The following is a 19,701-nucleotide window of genomic DNA, read 5'->3' as shown; positions in this document are numbered from 1 at the left end:
GGGGGGCCGGGAGCCGGCCAGGGCGCGTCCGGTCACCTGACACAGTGTCAGGAGCCTTCACAAGTGCGGTGCGCTGGGCTATACAAGGGGCGCCGGACTGGAACGCGTTCTAGATCGGCCCGTGACGACCTCGGTGCGGCCGACGGTGCGGACGGCCGTACCGGGGTCTCTCCGATTACTCAGGGAGCCGCATTGCCCATCGACGCCGCCAAGGCCCTGGCCGCCGAACCCCGGACCGGCGAGATCACCTGGACCTCGAAGGACGTCCAGCTGTACCACCTCGGCATCGGGGCCGGCCGCCCCGCCACCGACCCCGACGAACTGCGCTACACCCTGGAGTCCCGGCTGCACGTCCTGCCGAGCTTCGCCACCGTCGCCGGATCCGGCGCGCCCGGCGTGATCAGCGGACTGTCCCTGCCCGGGATCGACGTCGAACTGGCCAAGGTGCTGCACGGCGGTCAGACGCTGGAGCTGCACCGCCCGATCCCGGCGACGGGCAGCGCGACCACCACCAACCGGATCGCCGCCGTGTACGACAAGGGCAAGGCGGCCGTCCTGCTGATGCGCTCCGAAGTCGCCGACGCCGAGGGCCCGTTGTGGACCAACGACTCGCAGATCTTCGTACGGGGAGAAGGGGGATGGGGTGGCGATCGTGGTCCTTCCGCTCGTCTCGACCCGCCCTCCGGTGAACCCGACCGGACCGTCGAGCGCGGCATCCGTGAGGACCAGGCGCTGCTCTACCGGCTCTCCGGCGACTGGAACCCGCTGCACGCGGACCCCGAGTTCGCGAAGGTGGCCGGGTTCGAGAAGCCGATCCTGCACGGCCTGTGCACGTACGGCATGACGCTGAAGGCGGTCGTCGACACGCTGCTCGACGGTGATGTCGGGCGGGTCCGCGCGTACAGCACCCGGTTCGCGGGTGTCGTGTATCCCGGCGAGACCCTGCGCATCCGGATGTGGCGGCTGGACGGCTCGGTCCGGGTGGCCGTGAGCGCCGTGGAGCGGGACGACGCGCCCGTCCTCGCCGACACCATCGTCCAACACTCCTGAATCCACGCCGACTTGCACTCCTGAATCCACGCCGACTTGACCAGGACGACGACTTGACCGGGACGACTTGGACCGGGATCACCCGAGGGGAGCCGCACCATGCGCGCAGCCGTACTGCAAGAGATCGGCCAGGACAAACTGGAGGTCCTCGACGACGTCGAGACGGTGGGCTTCGGGCCCGGCAAGGTGCGGATCCGGGTGCGGGCCACGGGCCTGTGCCACTCCGACCTGTCCGCGATGAGCGGGGTGCTGCCGCAGCCGGCGCCGTTCGTGCCCGGGCACGAGGGCGCGGGCGAGATCCTCGAAGTCGGGGAAGGCGTCAGCAACTTGAAGGCCGGTGACCGGGTCGTCGTGTGCTGGCTGCCGGCCTGCGGCGAGTGTGCCGCCTGCAAGCGCGGCCAGACCGAGCTGTGTCTGGCCGGGTTCATGAACGCCGGTACCCCCAACTTCCGACGTCCCACCGGTGACCTCTTCGGCTTCGCGGGCACCGGCACCTTCGCCGAGGAGGTCGTCGTCGACGCGGGCTGCGCGGTCCCGATCCCCGACGACGTGCCCTTCGACATCGCCGCGCTGATCGGCTGCGGGGTGACCACGGGACTCGGCGCCGCCCTCAACACCGCTGACGTGGAGGCCGGTTCGTCGGTCGCCGTCATCGGCTGCGGGGGCGTCGGGATCTCCGCGATCCAGGGCGCCCGGCTCAAGGGCGCCGCCGAGATAGTCGCCGTCGACCCGGTCGCCTCCCGGCGCGAGTCGGCGCTCAAGTTCGGTGCCACCAGGGCCGTTTCGCCCGAGGAACTGGCCGACGCCAAGCAACAGGTCACCGCGGGCGAGGGGTTCGACTACGTCTTCGAGGTCGTCGGCCGCTCCAGCACCGCCCGCACCGCCTACGACAACACCCGGCGCGGCGGCAGCCTGATCATCGTCGGTGCGGGCGCCATGGACGACTTCCTCCAACTCAACATGTTCGAGCTGTTCTTCGACGAGAAGCGGATCCTGCCGTCGATGTACGGCGGCGGCGACGTGCTGCGCTCCTACGAGCGGACCATCGCCCTGTGGCGGGCCGGCCGCATCGACCTGGAGGGCCTGATCACCCACCGGGTCCCGCTGGCCGACATCAACGAGGCCCTGGACCAGATGCGTACCGGGACGGCCCTGCGTACGTGCATCGAGATCTGACGGGAGTTCCTGTGTCGTCGCTGCCACTTGAGGGGCTCTCCGCCGTCGTCACCGGCGCCGGCCGGGGCCTGGGCCGGGCCGAGGCGCTGGAGCTCGCCCGGCTCGGCGCGGCCGTCGTCGTCAACGACTTCGGTCAGCCGGGCCGGGACGGATCGGGGGACGCCTCCGCGGGCCCCGCCGAGGAGGTCGCCGCCGAGATCCGCGCGACGGGCGGCACGGCGGTCGCCCACACCGGGGACGTCGCCGACTTCGCCCAGGCCCGCGCGCTCGTCGAAACGGCCGTGTCCGAGTTCGGCAAGCTGGACATCCTGGTCAACAACGCGGGCATCCTGCGCGACCGGATGGTCTTCTCGATGACCGAGGGCGAGTGGGACGCGGTGATCCGGGTCCATCTCAAGGGCCACTTCAACACGACCCACTTCGCGTCCGCGCACTGGCGCGAGCGGTCCAAGGGGGCCGGCGCACCGGTGTACGGGCGGATCGTGAACACCTCCTCGGAGGCGTTCCTCGCGGGCTCGGCCGGACAGCCCAACTACGCGGCCGCGAAGGGCGGGATCGTCGGCCTCACCACCTCCACGGCCCTCGCGCTCGCCAAGTACGGCGTGACCGCCAACGCCATCTGCCCCCGCGCCCGCACCCGGATGACCGAGGACGTCTTCGCCGGCTTCGCCACCCCGGAGGAGGGCCTCGACCCGCTCGCGCCCGAGCATGTCGCCCCGCTCGTCGGCTACTTGGCCTCGCCCGCCGCGGCCCGCGTCAACGGACAGCTCCTGGTGGTGCACGGCGGCATGGTCGCGATCGTGGAACGCCCGCACGTCCAGGCGAAGTTCGACAGCAAGCAGGACATCTTCAGCTACGACGAACTCGACGCCCTGCTCACTCCGCACTACGCGGAGCGGCCGACGGGGGAGACGTTCGCGGCGGCGGAGGTGCTGGGGCTCAAGCGGGACTGACGCCCAGAAGTACAGAAGGGGGTGGCCCCGTAACCCGGGCCACCCCCTTCATCTACGTGCCGTCAGGCCACCTATTCGCCCGACTCCGGCTTGCGGTGTCGGCCGCGAGGGGCCGTCTCGCCGTCCTGGGCCGAGACCGGCCCCCGGTGTCGGCCCTGCCCGTTGTCCTCGTGGGTATCGGCGGTCAGCGGCTGCATCGTGCTTGCGTCGCTCATCGGAAGGTTCACCCCGTCAACATGATCTTTCTAACAGCCCGGCGAGTTTATCCAGCACACCTGACCTCGGATCCACAAGGGCGCGCCAACCGGCACTAGTTCGTTACAAGACGCGCCAACGGCGCCTTCCCCAGCGGCACCGGACGCGGCGCCGCGGGCACGGCGGGCACCGGGGGATCCGGCTGCGACGACCCGTCCGCGGCCGGGAACGAACTCCCCGACGCCGCCGACACGGCCGTACCGCCCCGATCCGAACCCCCCGGGCCCGCGCCCCCCGCGTCCCCCGATCCCCCCGTCATCCCCGCATCCCCCGTTTCCCCCCGGTCCCCCGTCTCCCCCCAGGGCACCACCACCCGCGCCACCCCGCACGGCACCTCGGCCGTGGTGAAGGGCAGTTGGAGCACCCCGTCCCTGGTCCACAACCCGGTGCCCGCCAACCAGCCCTCGGGCGCCGGGAGATGGCGCATCCGCCGCTCGGACGGCCGCCATGCGCCGACCCAACTGCCGACCGGCCCGTCCACGCGCAGCGCCACCCCGCAGCTCTCCGGCATCAGCACCAGCCCCGGCTGGATCGCGAACGGCGTCACCGCGCAGTCCGGCAGCCGCAGACTCTCCGGGAAGCGCACCGGCAGCGTGCTGCCCAGCACCCCCCAGCCCAGCCGGTCCTCGCCCGGCGACGGCGCGTCCGAGCGGATCAGCAGCAGCCCGCTGTCCGGGTCGGCGAGCAGCAGCCGGTCGTCGCTGCCGGCCGCGATCTGGAGCAGCGGCGAGACCTCGCCGGCCCGCTCCAGGTCGACCACGATCGCCTTGGTGCAGCCGCCGACCTCCCGGTCCAGGGCCAGCATCCGGCCCGTCCGGTCCAGCCACACCCCGCCCGAACAGCGCCCCGGGATCTCCGCCACGTGCTCGGGCCCGAAGGAGCCGCCCGCCACCAGCCACAGCGTGCTGGCGCGCCGGCCCACGGCGAGGGCGTACGCCTTCTCGCCGCACGGCGCGGGCGGCAGCAGCCGCAGCCGGGTGTCCTCGTCCGGGCACTCGACCCCGCCGATCAGCACCTCGCCGGTGCCGGGTCCGGTCGGGTACAGCAGCGTGAAGACGTGCCGCCCGTCCACCAGGCGCCGGATCAGGACCCGCCCGTCGCCCATCGGCTGCACCTCGGTGCCGGGCTCCTCCGGCTGGTTGCCGGGCAGCGGGACGGCGTACGGCTCGGGGCCGTCCAGGGTCCAGCGCTCCGGGAACCAGGAGCCGCCGTCGAGCGCGAGGCGGGCGGCGTAGGCACCGTCCGCGCTGATCGTGCACTCCACCTGCGGAGCCCCCTCCTCAGGTGTCGTCTCCTCCGGGGTCGTCCCGGGTTCGATCGCACAGGCCGTCATCGTCTGGTCACCTCCGGCCACGAAGCTAGTTTTCGTACGCACGGACGTGGGACCACCAGGCACCCTCTTCACACATAAGGGTGGCCCAGGAACGATTCGCCTGAGGAAACGGTGGCGGATGTGCTGAGCGGGGCCCAGGGGAGAGGCCGGGTGGTTTTGTCGGTTCAGCGCCACAGATCAGCCAGGTAGCCTTTCCCCGTGCCCCGTCTGTCTGAAGTCATCGCCGCGCTGGACGAACTGTGGCCCGCCGCGCGGGCCGAGTCCTGGGACGCGGTCGGCACGGTCGTGGGCGACCCCGAGCAGGAGGTCACCCGGGTCCTGTTCGCCGTGGACCCCGTCCAGGAGATCGTCGACGAGGCGGTGAAGCTGGGCGCCGACCTGCTGGTCACCCACCACCCGCTCTACCTCCGCGGTACGACGACGGTGGCGGCCACGCACTTCAAGGGCCGGGTCGTGCACACGCTGATCAAGAACGACATCGCGCTGCACGTCGCCCACACCAACGCGGACACCGCCGACCCGGGCGTCTCCGACGCACTCGCCGGCGCCCTAGACCTGCGGGTGGTACGACCCCTCGTACCGGACCCGACCGACCCGCGGGGCCGCCGCGGCCTGGGCCGGATCGCCGAACTGGACCCCCCGCTGCCGCTGCGGGAGTTCGCCGCCCGCGCTGCCGAACGGCTGCCCGCCACCGCGCAGGGCATCAGGGTGGCAGGCGACCCCGAGGCGATGATCCGCACGGTCGCCGTCAGCGGCGGCTCCGGGGACAGCCTGTTCGACCAGGTCCGCGCGGCCGGCGTCGACGCCTTCCTCACCGCGGACCTGCGCCACCACCCGGCCTCCGAAGCGGTGGCACACAACCCCCACAGCCCCCTCGCGCTGCTCGACGCGGCGCACTGGGCCACCGAGTGGCCCTGGTGCGAGCTGGCCGCAGCCCAGCTCGACGAGATCTCCGACCGGCACGGCTGGGACCTGCGCGTCCATGTCTCGCCGACGGTCACCGACCCCTGGACCGCCCACGCGGCGTCCAACCCGACGCACACCCCTGGAGCCCCCAACTGAACGCCGCGCCCGCCGACCAGATCCGACTCCTCGAAGTCCAGGCCCTCGACGTCCGCCTCCAGCAGCTCGCGCACCGCCGCCGCTCGCTGCCCGAGCACGCCGAGATCGACGCGCTGACCAAGGACGCCACCCAGCTGCGCGACTTGCTGGTGGCCGCGCAGACCGAGGAGAGCGACACCACCCGCGAGCAGACCAAGGCCGAGCAGGACGTGGACCAGGTGCGCCAGCGCGCCGTCCGCGACCAGCAGCGCCTGGACTCCGGCGCCGTCACCTCGCCCAAGGACCTGGAGAACCTCCAGCGCGAGATCGTCTCCCTCGCCAAGCGCCAGGGTGACCTGGAGGACGTCGTCCTGGAGGTCATGGAGCGCATCGAGTCCGTGCAGGAGCGGATCGCCGAGCTCACCGAGCGGGTCTCCTCCGTCCAGTCGAAGATCGACGACGCGACCGCGCGCCGCGACGCCGCGGTGAAGGAGATCGACGGCGAGGTGGCCACGGTCACCAAGGAGCGCGAGGTCATCTCGGGCACGATCCCCGCGGACCTCCTCAAGCTCTACGACAAGCTCCGCGAGCAGCAGGGCGGCATCGGCGCGGCCAAGCTGTACCAGCGCAGCTGCCAGGGCTGCCGCCAGGAGCTGGCCATCACCGACATCAACGCGATCCGCGCCGCCGCCCCCGACACGGTCGTCCGCTGCGAGAACTGCCGCCGCATCCTGGTGCGTACGTCCGAGTCCGGTCTGTAAGGAGCCCTGGGCGTGCGGGAGTTCATCATCGAGGCCGACGGCGGCTCACGGGGCAACCCGGGGCCGGCGGGCTACGGTTCCGTGGTGCTGGATGCCACGACGGGCGAGACGTTGACGGAAGCGGCGGAGTACATCGGCGTCGCCACGAACAACGTCGCCGAGTACCGCGGCCTGCTGGCGGGCCTCCGCGCGGCCCACACCCTGGACCCCGCCGCCTCCGTCCACGTCCGCATGGATTCCAAGCTCGTCGTCGAGCAGATGTCGGGCCGCTGGAAGATCAAACACCCGGACATGAAGCCCCTGGCGGCAGAGGCGGCGACCGTCTTCCCGCCGGACCGGGTGACATACGAGTGGATCCCGAGAGAGCAGAACAAGCACGCGGACCGCTTGGCGAACGAGGCGATGGACGCGGGCAAGCGGGGCGAGCAATGGTCGGCGGAGGCGTCGACGGCGGAGCTTGATGCCGGTCAGAAGGGCGATGGCCGGCCGGCCGTGACGTCCGGGGCGCACTCGGACATGCCTTTTAAGGGGCGCGGGGAACTGCGCGACCAGCCCCCACAGGCCGGCACTGTGACGACTACCGCTAAGACCACCGCCGACACCCGCGCCGCGCGCAACGCATCGACGGAGCCGAAACCCACCGTGGGCTGGGGCTCGTCCCCCGACATGGGCGCCCCCGCCACCTTCGTCCTCCTCCGCCACGGCGAAACCCCGCTGACTCCCCAAAAGCGCTTCTCCGGCAGCGGCGGCACCGACCCCGCCCTCTCAGACGTCGGCCGCGACCAGGCGGAGCGCGCCGGCGCCGCCCTGGCAAAACGCGGCACGATCCAAGCCGTCATCGCGTCCCCCCTGACCCGCACCCGCGAAACCGCAGCCATCGTCGCCAGCCACCTCGGCCTCGACGTAACCATCGACGAAGGCCTACGCGAAACGGACTTCGGCGCGTGGGAAGGCCTCACCTTCGGAGAAGTCCGCGAGCGCTACCCGGACGACATGACCGCCTGGTTGGCCGACCCCGAGGCCCAACCCACCGGCGACGGCGAGAGCTTCGCGGCGACCGCCACCCGAATCGCCGCCACCCGCGACAGGTTGGTCGCGGCCCACGCGGGCCGCACGGTCCTCCTCGTCAGCCACGTCACCCCGATCAAGACCTTCGTACGCCTCGCCCTGGGCGCCCCGCCCGAGGCCCTGTTCCGCATGGAACTCTCGGCCGCGGCCCTCTCGGCGGTGGCGTACTTCGCGGACGGCAACGCGAGCGTCCGGCTCTTCAACGACACCTCTCACCTGCGCTGAGCGGCCCGGGCGCGCAGAATCTCCGCCGTCCGCGCGTCCGCGGGCAGGAACGCCTCCAGGTGCAGCTCGGCGAGCGTGACGTCGACGGCGGTGGCGAACGAGGTCAACGTCGTCAGCAGCCGCAACTCGCCCTCGGCACACCGCAGTCGCAGGGGTACGGCGAAGCCGAGATAGTCGTCGCCGGAGACATCCGGTGCCGGCACGTACGAGGCCAGCTCCGCCGCGAGCCCGTCCAGCGACGGGTCGGGACCGCGGGCCGCCCGCGCCCGCAGGTTCTCCACGATGTGCCGTCCCCACGCGTCCAGGTTGACCACCCGAGGCGCCATCCCGCGTGGATGCAGCGCCAGCCGCAGCACGTTGACCGGCGGCGCCAGAAGCTCCGCCGCCACCCCCTCGGTGAGCACGTCGAACGCGCCGTTCGCCGCGACGAGTTCACCGCGCGGCCCGGCGACGAGCGCCGGATACGGCAGATGCCCTTCCAGGATGCCGTCCAACGCCTCCCGCACGGGCCCCAGTTCGACCGCGTCCAACGGTGACTCGGGGTACGCGGGCGCGTAACCCGCCGCGAGCAACAGCGTGTTGCGCTCCCGCAGGGTCAACTCCAGCGACTCGGCCAACCGCAGCACGACGGCCCGCCCCGGCACCGAACGCCCCCGCTCGATGAAACTGACGTACCGCTGAGTGGTCCCGGCCCGCGAGGCCAGCTCCAGCTGACTGACCCGGCGCGCGGTGCGCCACCGCAGCAACTCGCGGGCGAAGGGGGGTGGTTGTCCCACAGTGGTCATGGGGTCAGTTGTACGGGACGGGTACGACAACCAGGGCCGGCGAGACCCCCGCCCTGCTGGATCCCGCGGCTCCCATACCCCGCCGGGAATTGAGCCCCGCCCCCCGCCTGACCAGCATGACCCCATGCGCACCTACCACTTGGAAACCCTCGGCTCCTTCGACGGCATCGTCGCCCGCGACACCGCCCGTCGCCCCGACCCCGGCCCCCGCGACCTCGTCGTCCGGATGCGTGCCGTCTCGCTCAACCGGCGGGATCTGCTGATCCTGGACGGGAGTTACCCGCTGAAGGCGGCCCCCGATGTGGTCCCGCTCAGCGATGGCGCGGGCGAGGTCGTCGCCGTCGGGGACGAGGTCACGCGGTTCTCCGTCGGCGACCGGGTGACCAGTACGTACTTCCCGCGCTGGCTCGACGGCCGGATCACCCCGGCCCTGATCGACCAGCCCGGCGTCACCCTCCCGGGCATGCTCGCCGAGTACGTCCGCCTCGACCAGGACGCGGCCGTCGCCGTACCCGGCCACCTGACCTGGGAGGAGACGGCCGCTCTGCCCTGCGCCGGCGTCACGGCCTGGAACGCGGTGACCGGCGGCGCCGAACCGATGCTCCCGGGCGAGACGGTCCTGACCCTCGGCACGGGCGCCCTCGCGCTCTTCGCCGTGTCGTTCGCGAAGGTCCTGGGCGCCGAGGTCGTCGCCACGACGTCCGGTCCCGCCAAGGCGGAACGTCTCAAGGCGCTGGGCGCGGACCACGTCCTCAACTACGCCCGGAATCCGGCCTGGTGGCGTGAAGTCCGCGAGCTGACCGGCGGACGCGGCGCCGATCTCGTCGTGGAGACCGGCGGCCCGGAGACCGTCGAGCAGTCGGTGCGCGCCGCCGCGCTCTACGGCCGTATCGCGCTGATCGCCGGCAACAGCCCGGACCGGAAGTCCCTGGAGATCAGCACCGAGGCGCTCGGCTCCGCCCTGGTCACCATGCGACGCCTCTTCGTCGGCAGCCGCGCCGACTTCGAGCGGATGAACCGCGCGATCACCCTGCACGCTCTCCGGCCGCCCGTGGACCGGGTGTTCGGCTTCGGCCACGACGACGTGCGCAAGGCGTACGCGTACTACGCGACGGGCGCCGCCTTCGGCAAGGTCGTCATCCGGATCGCCTGAGCCCCGCGGCCTCCCGCGCCAGCCCCTCGATCCGCCCCCAGTCCCCGGCCGCCACCGCATCCGCCGGAATCATCCAAGTCCCGCCCACGCAGCCGACGTTGGGCAGCTCCAGATACTCCGGCGCGTTGGCCGCCCCGATCCCGCCCGTCGGACAGAACCGCGCCTGCGGCAACGGCCCCGCGAGGGACTTCAGATACGCCGTCCCGCCCGCCGCCTGCGCCGGGAAGAACTTCATCTCCCGCACCCCGCGCTCGAGCAGCGCCACGACCTCCGAGGTCGTCGACACCCCCGGCAGATACGGCACCCCGGACGCCCGCATCGCCTCCAGCAGTACGTCGGTCCAGCCCGGGCTGACCAGGAACCGCGCCCCCGCCGCCACCGACTCCGTCACCTGCGCCGGCGTGATGACGGTCCCGGCCCCGACCACCGCGTCCGGCACCGCAGCCGCGATCGCCCGGATCGCGTCCAGCGCGACCGGCGTCCGCAGCGTCACCTCGATCGCGGGCAGCCCACCGGCGACCAGCGCCCGCGCGAGCGGAACGGCATCGGCGACGTCATCGAGGACGACGACGGGCACGACGGGGGCAAGGTCCAGTACAGACGTGGGCATGCCGCTCATCCTGCCGGGGTGATGCAGGCTACGCAAAGGGCGTTGCGCACACTGCAACAGACTTCAATGTGCTGTCAGTGGATCTCGTCCACCAAGACATCCAACGACCACGCCTGCCCACCCCGCGCAGGCGCCTCCCCCTCCACCACATACCCCAGGTCCCGCAAGGCCTCCACCAGCTCAGCGGGCCCCTTCGGCGCCACCCCGGCCGACAGCAGACTCCGTACGATCCGCCCCTTGGTCGCCTTGTTGAAGTGGCTGACCACCTTCCGGGTCGGCGCGTGCAGCACCCGTACGCTCGCCGTCCGGTCGGCCACCTCGCCCCTGGGCTTCCAGGCGGACGCGTACGCGGAGGACCGCAGGTCGAGGACGAGTCCGTCGCCGGCGACCTCGGGCAGGACGGCGGCCATCGGCGCCCGCCAGTGGCCGCCCAGCGCCCCGAGCCCCGGCAGCTTCACGCCCATCGAGCAGCGGTAGGAGGGGATGCGGTCGGTGACGCGGACCGCGCCCCACAGTCCCGAGAAGACCAGCAGCGACCGCGCGGCCCGCCTCTTGGCGGCAGTGTCCAGCGTGGCCAGGTCGAGGGCGTCGTACAGCACCCCCGTATAGATCTCCCCGGCGGGCCGGGCGGCGGCCGTGCGCAGGTCGACGTTCTTCGCGATCTCGCCGCGCAGTCCCTCGGTCAGCCCGAGCACCTCGCGCGCCTTCTCCTCGTCGGCGGCGCACAGTTCGACCAGCTCGTCGAGCACGGCCGCGCGGGCGTCGGAGAGCCCCGGCAGCGACAGCGACTCCATCTTCAGCGGGGTACCACGGCCAAAGGACGCCTTGCCTTCGGAGGGCGGCAGCAGGACGAGCACGGGATCGGTCTCCTTCGGTTGAGCTCCGGGACAGCGTACGGCGTGCCACCCGGCGGACCGGGACCTACGCTCGCTACATGCCCAGCCGCCACATCCGCGTGACCGGCGCCCCCGAAGCCCCGCTCCGGGCGGCCCTCACCGCGCTGCGTGCCGAACTGGAGGTGCCCGAGAGCTACCCGCCCGAGGCCCTCGCCGAGGCCGAGCGGGCCGCGAAGGCGCCCGCGCTGCCGCCGTACGACGCCACCGACATCCCCCTGTTCACCATCGACCCGCCCACCTCCACCGACCTCGACCAGGCGATGCACCTGAGCCGGCGCCCCGGTGGCTACCGCGTCCGGTACGCCATCGCCGACGTCGCCGCCTTCGTCGTACCGGGCGCGCCGTTGGACCTGGAGGCGCACCGGCGCGTGACGACCCTGTACTTCCCCGACGAGAAGGTCCCGCTGCACCCGACCGTGCTGAGCGAGGGTGCGGCGAGCCTGCTGCCGGACCAGACCTGTCCGGCCGCGCTGTGGACGATCGACCTCGACGCGGACGGCTGCACGGTCGCCGTCGACGTCCGCCGGGCCCTGGTCCGCAGCCGCGCCAAGCTCGACTACGCGGGCGTACAACGGCAGATCGACGCAGGCACGGCCGAGGAACCGCTCGCGCTGCTCAAGGTGATCGGGGGGCTTCGGGAGGCACTGGAGGTCGAACGCGGCGGCATCTCGCTCAACGTGCCCGAGCAGGAGATCGTCGAGCGGGACGGGCAGTACGAACTCGGCTTCCGCGCCCCGCTCCCCGCCGACGGCTGGAACGCCCAGGTCTCCCTGCTCACCGGCATGGCGGCGGCCGACCTCATGCTCGCCCACGGCACCGGCGTCCTGCGCACCCTCCCGGCCGCCCCCGACGGCGCCGTCGGCCGCCTGCGCCGTACCGCGCGCGCCCTGCACATCGACTGGCCGCACCACGTCTCGTACGCGCGCCTCGTCCGCTCCCTCGACCCGCACTGCCCCGACCATGCGGCCTTCCTCCAGGAGTGCACGACCCTGCTGCGCGGCGCCGGCTACACGGTCTTCCGGGACGGCAAGCTGCCGCCCATCACCACGCACGCCGCCGTCGCGGCCCCCTACGCCCACTGCACCGCCCCCCTCCGCCGCATGGTCGACCGCTACGCCGCCGAGATCTGCCTGGCCGCCGTCGCGGGGACGGCCGTACCGGACTGGGTCCTGGCCGCACTGGATGCGCTGCCGAAGGAGATGGCCGACGGCACGCGCCGCGCGGGCGCGGTGGAACGGGCCTGCGTGGACATCGTCGAGGCGGCCCTGCTGAAGGACCGGGTGGGGGAACTCTTCGACGCGGTGGTCGTGGAACTCGACGAGCACAAGTCCGGTGTCGGGACGGTGCAGTTGGAGTCACCGGCGATCATCGGCCGCATCGAGGGGGACCAACTGCCGCTGGGGGAACGGCTGCGCGTACGACTCAGCCGGGCCGACCCGGGAGCGGCCGCGAAGGTGCTGTTCGTGCCGGCGTGAGGGTCTCTGTGAGGGTCTCTTCCATTGCCTGCTTGATCGCTTTTACGAGTCCGTCGGCGTCGTCGGCGTGGAAGCGGACGAGGTGGAGGGGCCGTTGACGGCAGGTGAAGCCGAAGTGGGTGACCGGCTCGGCGAGTTCGAGGGTGATGGTGGTCTGCGAGCCGATGGGGAGGTCGAGTCGGCCGTCGGTCTTGGTGTGGGTCATGCGCAGTTCGCGCCGCACGGACGCGATCCTCTCCAGCGGTATCCGCAGATCGATATGCCCGGCCTGGCGGACGCGCAGGGAGCGGGCGTCGACGTCGAGCACATGCGGCCGTACGACCGAGGCCGCGTGCATGCCGAGGACGAACAGGACGGTGTAGACGTCCAGGACGAGCAACACCGCGTGCAGGACGGGCAGTTCGCGGAGCAGCACGGACATGGCCACCGTCTCGACCACGCACACGAAGGCGAAGCCGTACATCATCGCGGCCTGTCCACGGGCGTACCCGAAGGCCTGCTTGCCCTCGGTGCCGTGCGTGCGGCGGGTCACCCAGAGCACGAGGCTTGCGAGCAACCGGAGTTCGTGGCGGAGGACGGCGTGCGCGGTTCTCGTCGCTGTCGTCACGGCGGTGTTCATGGCTGTTCCTCCGTTCGTCGTTCCTCGGCGAGGATGCGCAGGGCGCGGCGGATCGCGGCGGCCTGGGCCGGGGCGAAGTCGGCGTAGAAGGCGCGCAGGAAGCCGTTGTCGTGGTCGAGCGGGCCGGAGTCCGGGAGCAACTGCGGCGGGGTGCACTCGGCGAGCAGCCGGGCCGCGGCCTCCACCCGGGGATCGCCGGGATCGGCGTCGACGAGCCGGTCGAGCAGCATGTACGCCTCATTGGCCTTGGCCACCGTCTCCGGTGAGTCGGCGACGACCCCCATCGCCGCCAGCAGCCGTTCCCGGTCCTCGGGGGTCGCGGCCGTCTCGACCAGGGCGAGGACCTCGCGGTCCTTGGCGGCCATGGGGGAGTCCGACCAGTGCGCGGTCCGCTCGAACAGCGCGGCCAGCTCGGGCGAGAGCGGGGCATCGGCGGACAGCCCGCCCTCCGTCTCCAACAACGCCCGCAACCGCGACCGCCGCTCCCGGATCGCCGCCTCCTGCCGGGCGAGGTCCTCGTCCAGCTCGGTGAGCACCTCGGCCAGATCCTTCCCGGCGTCCTCGGCGAGGACGTCCCGCACCTCGGCAAGACCGAGCCCCAACTCGGTCAGCCGCCGGATCCGCGCCAGCACGACGGCGTGCCGCAGCGTGTACTGCCGGTAGCCGTTCGACAGCCGCTCGGGCTCAGGCAGCAGCCCCTGATGGTGGTAGTGCCGCACGGCCCGCGTGGTGACGCCGACGGTGGCGGCGAGTTCTCCGATCCGCATGGGACCAGTAGAAACGTTGACGTTGCGGCAGGGTCAAGCGACGGCGCTGCCGCGCGGGTGCCGATGGGGGAAGGTGGAGGCGGGGGCATGGAAAAGGGCTTGAAGGTGTTGCGTCCGTAGGAGTGAATGGGGCCGGCGTACGGCGTACGAGGGGGTGCGGCCGGCGTAGGAGGGGGTGCGGGGCGATGGCCGAAGAGGCTCTGTGGACGAAGGCGCGCCTGGGCCGTTGCGGCCCCGCGCTCCACCTCCTGACGGCCTGCTTCGACAAGCACGTGTACGCACCGCACGCGCACGACGAGTTCACGATCGGTGTCTGCGTGGACGGCTCCGAAGTGATCGACTACCGAGGCGGTCACATCCGTACGGGCCCCGGCTCGATCGTCGTCCTGGCCCCGGGCGAGATCCACACGGGCGGCCCCGGCAGCCCGACCGACGGCTACGCGTACCGGGCCCTGTACGCCGAGCCGACGCTCCTGACGGAGGGCACGGTGGGCGGCATCCCGCACTTCCGCGAACCGCTCCTGGACGACCCGGAACTGGCGTCCGCACTGCTGCTGACCCACTCCGAACTGAGCGCCTGCCCGGACCCCCTGGAGGCCGAGTCCCGCCTCCCCTGGCTGCTCACGGCCCTGGCCCGCCGCCACTCCACGTCCCGCCCGACCTGCGACCAGGCCCCGGGCGCGGACGCCATAGCCCGAGCGGTACGGGACCGGCTGGCCGACGAACTCCTGGACCCGCCGTCCCTGTTCTCCCTGGCCGCGGACCTGGACCTGTCCCGCTACCAGCTCCTACGGGCCTTCCGCACGGCGACGGGGCTGCCGCCGTACGCCTGGCTGGCCCAGCACCGGGTCTCCAGGGCCCGCCGCCTCCTGGACACGGGCCTGAGACCGGCGGAGGTGGCTCCACTGGTCGGTTTCGCGGACCAGGCGCACCTGACGCGCTGGTTCCGGCGGGTGCTGGGGGTGACGCCGGCGGTTTATCGGAGCAGTGTTTTGGGTGGGGGCGTTGAGGGGGGACGCCGCGTGCCCAGGGCGTGACGCCGGCGGCGTACCGCAATAGCGTTCAAGACGCGGGGCGCTGAGGGGCCGCATGCTCCCGTCATGACTGCACGCGGCTGGTTCCTGTTCTCCCTCATGGGCGTCATCTGGGGCATCCCCTACCTGATGATCAAGGTGGCGGTGGACGATCTCTCCCCGTCGATGGTCGTCTTCACACGCTGTGCCCTGGGCGCGCTCCTCCTGTTCCCCTTCGCCCTGCGCGGCGGCGGCCTGATCCGCACGGTCCGCTCCCACTGGCTGCCGATGCTGGCCTTCGCGTGCATCGAGATCATCGGCCCGTGGTTCACACTGACGGACGCGGAACGGCACCTGTCGAGCTCGACGGCGGGCCTGCTGATCGCCGGCGTCCCGATAGTCGGCGTAGTGCTGGCCCGCTTCTTCGGCGACACGGAACGCTTGGGCGCACGGCGGGTGACGGGCTTGGGGCTGGGCCTGGCGGGCGTAGGAGTCCTGACGGTCCCCCACCTCACTGGCGGCGACGCACGCTCCCTGGCGGAGGTGTTCGTGACGGTCCTGGGCTACGCGACGGCACCGCTGATCGCGGCGCGCTACCTGAAGGACGTCCCGACGCTGCAACTGACGGCCCCGTGCCTGGCGTTGGCGGCGTTGGTGTACGCGCCGGCGGCGGCGATGACATGGCCGTCGACGGTCCCCTCCGCGTCGGTGCTGGCGTCGCTGGCGGGCTTGGGCGTGATCTGCACGGCGGTGGCGTTCGTAGCTTTCTTGGAACTGATCAAGGAGGTAGGCCCCACTCGCTCCACAGTGATCACGTACGTGAATCCGGCGGTGGCGGTGGCGGCGGGAGCGCTCTTCCTGAACGAGGCGTTCACCCTCGGGATCGCAACGGCCTTCACCCTGATCCTGGCGGGCTCGATCCTGGCCACGGCGGCCTCCGGTCCGCGTGGTCCGCGTGGTCCGCGCAAAGGCACCCGCCCGGTAGCATGGTCGACACGGCAGACGAGCCGGGCGGACGGCCGCGTGGAGTCCCCTTGACGGGGGCTTCCCGAGGAACGTCCGGGCTCCACAGAGCAGGGTGGTGGCTAACGGCCACCCGGGGTGACCCGCGGGACAGTGCCACAGAAAACAAACCGCCCGGCGCTTCGGCGCCGGGTAAGGGTGAAACGGTGGTGTAAGAGACCACCAGCGCCTGAGGTGACTCAGGCGGCTAGGTAAACCCCACCCGGAGCAAGGTCAAAAGGAGCGCCGCCGTAAGGCGCGCTCTGCGCGGACGCCCGAGGGCTGCTCGCCCGAGTCCGCGGGTAGACCGCAGGAGGCCGACGGCAACGTCGGTCGTAGATGGATGGCCGTCGCCCCGGCTGCCGCGAGGTGGTCGGGTGACAGAACCCGGCGTACAGCCCGACTCGTCTGCCGCTCCGCATTTCCGCAGGTCAGATGTCATGTTTGCTGATTGAACTTACCCTCAGGGTCGAATCCGGGTCGAATTCGGGCTGTAGGTATTGTCGTTTCTGTCTGCCGTCCACGCCGCATATTTGGGCATTCCGGGTGTCAAATGCGGTCCGGTGTCGCTTCGTAGTAGACATCTCGGACGTTGCTGCGTGCGGAAGTACATGTACGAGCTGTCTCCTTCGGTCAAACTCGCGCAATGATCATGCACGCGCAGTGCGGCGTGCTGAGACACGTTGCCGTCGTCACCGAGTCCAGGTGGTTGTTCAGGGGGTTCAAGGCGCGGCTTACGCCCTGTAGTTGCAGTTACATGAACCAGAAGTCCGACTTCCTCGGCGCAATGTGGTCCGTCGTCAACCGCAGGACTCTCGCGAATGCGGCGCGCGGGAGCCCTGCGGCTGCCTCAGGCTGTGGCTAACGACCTCGTGCACGGTTGGCTGTCCTTCTTCGATGCACGCAATAGCGATGCGGTGGAACTTTTGGCGGACCGGTCGCACGGGATGGTCCGGACGGAGGTGCGGTGCGCTCGGTGCGGGTCGCATCTTGGGCACCTGTTCGAGGGCGAGGGGTATGCGACGCCGACTGATCAGCGGTACTGCATCAACAGCATCTCGCTGCGGCTGACGCCCGACGAGGGCTGACACGGGACCGCAGGTTCGAGCCCTGGCCGGATTCGAACCTGCGCACACGGCTCCGGAGGCAATGCCTTCCACTGCCCGCAGACATGACCTGACCTGCTCGTTTCCTTGCCGCGCACCGTACCGAGCTGATCTCTATCGCATACCGTGCGCAAGCCGGCTTTGATCGTTTGCGGGTAAAGGCGGGTGCGGGCAGTGACCCTTCTCAGCGCTGACGCTCCAGGGTGAGGACCGCATGAGCGTCATCACCAAATCCGTCCTCACCCTGGAGAGGCAACGCTGAAAACGCTCATTGCGTTAGTCGTTGTAATAGGGTGTCCAACCTGGTCTTCGTAACTCAATGCCGGCCACCCTCCCGTATCCGCGAGCTCTCAGTTGCGACTACTCGGTTGGTCGTAGCCGACGCTGGACCTGGACGTAGAGGTCGGCAATGTTCTTCGGCATTGGATGCCGGGCGGCGAATGCCGCCCCTACTCGAGGCTTGCTCCGCTCTCCGTCGACATGACTCATGAGCTCTGGATCCAGCCGCCTGAGGTAGGCCTCGAATTCTCCGGATTGCGATCCGTCATGCCCGAATACATCAGAAACGCTGAACACGCCGTGTGCCTCCCAGAATTCCTTCCATTCATTGAAGTCGGGTTCTGCGCTGTCGGGTTCCACTGCAGAGAGAAGCCCCTGCGCCGTCATCTGCTGGTACAGCTTGCTGCTGGGGTGCAGTGCGGGCCCGTCGGCGATAACGGCCCACGGAATGTTGAAGGCCTGCAGGAACTCGATGTAGCGTCCGAACGCTTTGTCCCCGCCAACGTCGATCAAGGCGATGTTCGCGCTGCCGGGCGGATTGTTGCTGCCTTCCCACCACGTGTTCAAGGCGCTCACCTCGGTGGACCCTTCGCACAGCACGGCTCCAGCAGAGAACAGCAACGCGCGGGTATCACGTGGTCCGAGGACCTGCAGCCAGCGTGCTTGCTCCTTCGGGTCAAGCGAGTCGATGCGATGGGTTTTGCTGCCATTGGGTGAGGGGGCGAGGCGAACAATGCGAGCCAGGTCGCCAGGTGCTGTGACGGGGACAAGATCAGCGCTGTGGGTGATGACGAGGCACTGGCTGTCGTTGTCGGCTGCTTGAGCGATGCGCCGCTGCAGAGTCGGTTCGATGTGGACCCCGGGTTCGTCCAGGACGATGACACGTCCAGGGTCGCCGACGAGAACGGTGCTCAGGAAGAGTGCCTCTTGTCGGCCGGCACCTGAGAAGGCGACCGGGTACTCGTAGTCGCCTTCGGGGATGGTGACGTCGATGAGCAGGTTCCCAGAGTGCTCGGGATCGGGTGTCGCCTGGACATCGAAGTCAGTGCCGACCAGTTGCTTGAAGCGGTCCTGAATTCGCTGGTAGCGCTGTCTCAGGGGCAGAGGACCGTTCTTGAGACGGTAGAGCTCGGCGGGGATCTGACTCCCGTCTTGGAGGTCGGCTTTCCGACCGAGGGTCGCTACGCTGAAAGAGCGCTCCAGCGGCAGGCGGCGGTTGTCCGTCAGGACGATCCCGCGTTGGAGTACGGCGTCTAGGACATGAGTGAAATAGACCTGCATGCGATGGGCGTCCTCTGTCGTCCGGCCCAGAAGCATGTGAAGGTCCCGGACACTGTCCAAGAGAGGCAGACTGTCACTCTTCACGTTGGTTAGAAGGCTGATTGGCTGCTCGATCTCCGTGAAGAGCTTCATGAAATCAAGCTTCGGGCCCGAAGCGCGCGTGCCAATCTGGTCGTCAGGGAATACGCGCCGCCAGGCCTCAGCGAGAGAGACGGTCGACGCGGGGACGTCTCCGGTGGCACGCATCATGGTTGCCCCGTTTCGCAGGTCCATGATCCACACCGGCTCGCCTGATTCGAGGAGATCACCGGTGGGGGAATGGTGCCAGCTAGCCCGCCAGTGCGGTTGTGCTCCTTCGTCGTAGCTGACGATGAGGAAACCGCGCAACAGAAGATGCACGCTCTCTGGCGCCAGTCGTTCGCGGACATCCTGGTCTCGAAGCTCAGGTGACACTGATGGTGCGTCACTGGAGGTTTTGAGATCAGTGCTGCTGGATGCGTAGGAGGCACGGACGAACGTAGCCACGAGTTCTTGCTCCCACGGCTGATCCATCTCGATACCCATGATCAGCCGGCAACGCCGGACACCGTGCCGGGGAGCACGTGCGTACACATCGAGCCGGTCCCCGTGCTGTGAGCCGGCGTGAGAGGCCACGACAAGGCGGACCACATCAATGATCCGGCCCAGATTCGACTTGCCTGCGGAATTGGGGCCGGTCACCACAGTGGTACCCGCGTTCAGAGCCAGCTCAATCCTGGAGAACGACATGAACCCATGCGCTTCGATGCGTGAGATCTTCACTCTGCGGCCTCTCGTTTAGAGCGAGATCATCCCAGAGCAATAGTCTGCCGCT

At 70.3% G+C, this 19,701-nt stretch carries 17 protein-coding genes, 1 other RNA gene and 2 pseudogenes; 12 read left to right on the top strand and 8 right to left on the bottom strand.

The window, feature by feature from the left end; translation table 11 throughout:
* The first annotated feature begins 192 nt into the window (after nucleotides 1-192).
* The 3 genes from ACIP6U_RS45950 (at nucleotide 193) to ACIP6U_RS45940 (ending at nucleotide 3,179) form a co-directional block, all read left to right on the top strand.
* Nucleotides 193-1,050: a MaoC/PaaZ C-terminal domain-containing protein gene (locus tag ACIP6U_RS45950; protein WP_401729204.1), complete on the top strand. Its 858-nt coding sequence runs from the start codon at nucleotides 193-195 to the stop codon at nucleotides 1,048-1,050.
* Between the two features lie 99 nt (nucleotides 1,051-1,149).
* Complete coding sequence (locus tag ACIP6U_RS45945; protein WP_401729203.1) at nucleotides 1,150-2,226, top strand: Zn-dependent alcohol dehydrogenase; 1,077 nt, start codon at nucleotides 1,150-1,152, stop codon at nucleotides 2,224-2,226.
* A gap of 11 nt (nucleotides 2,227-2,237) precedes the next feature.
* Nucleotides 2,238-3,179, top strand: coding sequence for a 3-oxoacyl-ACP reductase (locus ACIP6U_RS45940; RefSeq protein ID WP_401729202.1), 942 nt, complete (start codon nucleotides 2,238-2,240; stop codon nucleotides 3,177-3,179).
* Nucleotides 3,180-3,250: 71 nt separating this feature from the next.
* On the opposite strand, the gene ACIP6U_RS45935 is transcribed toward ACIP6U_RS45940, so the two are convergent.
* Both ACIP6U_RS45935 and ACIP6U_RS45930 read right to left on the bottom strand, forming a co-directional pair.
* Nucleotides 3,251-3,394, bottom strand: a complete 144-nt coding sequence (locus ACIP6U_RS45935; protein WP_401729201.1) for a hypothetical protein — start codon at nucleotides 3,392-3,394, stop codon at nucleotides 3,251-3,253.
* A gap of 95 nt (nucleotides 3,395-3,489) precedes the next feature.
* Nucleotides 3,490-4,767: a hypothetical protein gene (locus ACIP6U_RS45930; protein ID WP_401729229.1), complete on the bottom strand. Its 1,278-nt coding sequence runs from the start codon at nucleotides 4,765-4,767 to the stop codon at nucleotides 3,490-3,492.
* Nucleotides 4,768-4,965: 198 nt separating this feature from the next.
* On the opposite strand from ACIP6U_RS45930, the gene ACIP6U_RS45925 reads away from it, so the two are divergent.
* From ACIP6U_RS45925 to ACIP6U_RS45915, 3 genes are read left to right on the top strand one after another with little or no spacing between them, the layout of a single operon-like run.
* Nucleotides 4,966-5,829, top strand: coding sequence for a Nif3-like dinuclear metal center hexameric protein (locus ACIP6U_RS45925; protein WP_401729200.1), 864 nt, complete (start codon nucleotides 4,966-4,968; stop codon nucleotides 5,827-5,829).
* Nucleotides 5,826-6,569, top strand: a complete 744-nt coding sequence (locus ACIP6U_RS45920; RefSeq protein ID WP_401729228.1) for a zinc ribbon domain-containing protein — start codon at nucleotides 5,826-5,828, stop codon at nucleotides 6,567-6,569. The genes ACIP6U_RS45925 and ACIP6U_RS45920 overlap by 4 nt, the downstream gene beginning before the upstream one ends.
* A 12-nt stretch (nucleotides 6,570-6,581) precedes the next feature.
* Nucleotides 6,582-7,862 (top strand): bifunctional RNase H/acid phosphatase, encoded by a 1,281-nt coding sequence (locus ACIP6U_RS45915; protein ID WP_401729198.1) that lies wholly within the window; start codon nucleotides 6,582-6,584, stop codon nucleotides 7,860-7,862.
* On the opposite strand, the gene ACIP6U_RS45910 is transcribed toward ACIP6U_RS45915, so the two are convergent.
* Nucleotides 7,850-8,647 carry a helix-turn-helix domain-containing protein gene (locus ACIP6U_RS45910; RefSeq protein WP_401729197.1) on the bottom strand — a complete coding sequence of 266 codons (798 nt, stop codon included), beginning with the start codon at nucleotides 8,645-8,647 and terminating at the stop codon, nucleotides 7,850-7,852. The genes ACIP6U_RS45915 and ACIP6U_RS45910 overlap by 13 nt on opposite strands.
* A gap of 124 nt (nucleotides 8,648-8,771) precedes the next feature.
* On the opposite strand from ACIP6U_RS45910, the gene ACIP6U_RS45905 reads away from it, so the two are divergent.
* The gene (locus ACIP6U_RS45905; RefSeq protein WP_401729196.1) at nucleotides 8,772-9,800 is read left to right on the top strand and encodes an NAD(P)-dependent alcohol dehydrogenase; all 1,029 of its coding nucleotides are present in this window, start codon (nucleotides 8,772-8,774) and stop codon (nucleotides 9,798-9,800) included.
* On the opposite strand, the gene eda is transcribed toward ACIP6U_RS45905, so the two are convergent.
* A complete protein-coding gene (eda, locus tag ACIP6U_RS45900; protein ID WP_401729195.1) occupies nucleotides 9,784-10,410 on the bottom strand; it encodes a bifunctional 4-hydroxy-2-oxoglutarate aldolase/2-dehydro-3-deoxy-phosphogluconate aldolase in 627 nt (208 codons plus the stop codon). The two genes, ACIP6U_RS45905 and eda, sit on opposite strands and share 17 nt — an antisense overlap.
* Before the next feature lie 74 nt (nucleotides 10,411-10,484).
* The gene (gene yaaA / locus ACIP6U_RS45895) at nucleotides 10,485-11,267 is read right to left on the bottom strand and encodes a peroxide stress protein YaaA (RefSeq protein WP_401729194.1); all 783 of its coding nucleotides are present in this window, start codon (nucleotides 11,265-11,267) and stop codon (nucleotides 10,485-10,487) included.
* Between the two features lie 77 nt (nucleotides 11,268-11,344).
* On the opposite strand from yaaA, the gene ACIP6U_RS45890 reads away from it, so the two are divergent.
* Nucleotides 11,345-12,781, top strand: coding sequence for an RNB domain-containing ribonuclease (locus ACIP6U_RS45890; protein WP_401729192.1), 1,437 nt, complete (start codon nucleotides 11,345-11,347; stop codon nucleotides 12,779-12,781).
* On the opposite strand, the gene ACIP6U_RS45885 is transcribed toward ACIP6U_RS45890, so the two are convergent.
* Both ACIP6U_RS45885 and ACIP6U_RS45880 read right to left on the bottom strand, forming a co-directional pair.
* A complete protein-coding gene (locus ACIP6U_RS45885; RefSeq protein WP_401729191.1) occupies nucleotides 12,729-13,400 on the bottom strand; it encodes a hypothetical protein in 672 nt (223 codons plus the stop codon). The genes ACIP6U_RS45890 and ACIP6U_RS45885 overlap by 53 nt on opposite strands.
* Nucleotides 13,397-14,167, bottom strand: a complete 771-nt coding sequence (locus ACIP6U_RS45880; protein ID WP_401729189.1) for a MerR family transcriptional regulator — start codon at nucleotides 14,165-14,167, stop codon at nucleotides 13,397-13,399. The genes ACIP6U_RS45885 and ACIP6U_RS45880 overlap by 4 nt, the downstream gene beginning before the upstream one ends.
* 185 nt (nucleotides 14,168-14,352) lie before the next feature.
* Between ACIP6U_RS45880 and ACIP6U_RS45875 the strand changes: the two genes are divergently transcribed.
* From ACIP6U_RS45875 to ACIP6U_RS45860, 4 genes and pseudogenes are all read left to right on the top strand, one after another.
* Nucleotides 14,353-15,204, top strand: coding sequence for an AraC family transcriptional regulator (locus ACIP6U_RS45875; protein ID WP_401729187.1), 852 nt, complete (start codon nucleotides 14,353-14,355; stop codon nucleotides 15,202-15,204).
* A 63-nt stretch (nucleotides 15,205-15,267) separates the two neighbouring features.
* A pseudogene (locus ACIP6U_RS45870) lies at nucleotides 15,268-16,047 on the top strand (DMT family transporter); the annotation flags it as partial.
* Nucleotides 16,048-16,183: 136 nt separating this feature from the next.
* Nucleotides 16,184-16,593: RNase P RNA component class A (gene rnpB / locus ACIP6U_RS45865), an RNA gene on the top strand.
* A 467-nt stretch (nucleotides 16,594-17,060) separates the two neighbouring features.
* Nucleotides 17,061-17,270 (top strand): annotated as a pseudogene (locus ACIP6U_RS45860) (peptide-methionine (R)-S-oxide reductase); the annotation flags it as partial.
* Nucleotides 17,271-17,648: 378 nt separating this feature from the next.
* On the opposite strand, the gene ACIP6U_RS45855 reads toward ACIP6U_RS45860, so the two are convergent.
* Nucleotides 17,649-19,649 (bottom strand): TOPRIM nucleotidyl transferase/hydrolase domain-containing protein, encoded by a 2,001-nt coding sequence (locus ACIP6U_RS45855; RefSeq protein WP_401729186.1) that lies wholly within the window; start codon nucleotides 19,647-19,649, stop codon nucleotides 17,649-17,651.
* Nucleotides 19,650-19,701 lie beyond the last annotated feature (52 nt).

This window comes from Streptomyces sp. NPDC088794, from assembly GCF_044750545.1.
GTDB lineage: Bacteria > Actinomycetota > Actinomycetes > Streptomycetales > Streptomycetaceae > Streptomyces.
This window is presented reverse-complemented; position numbering and strand designations above follow the sequence as displayed.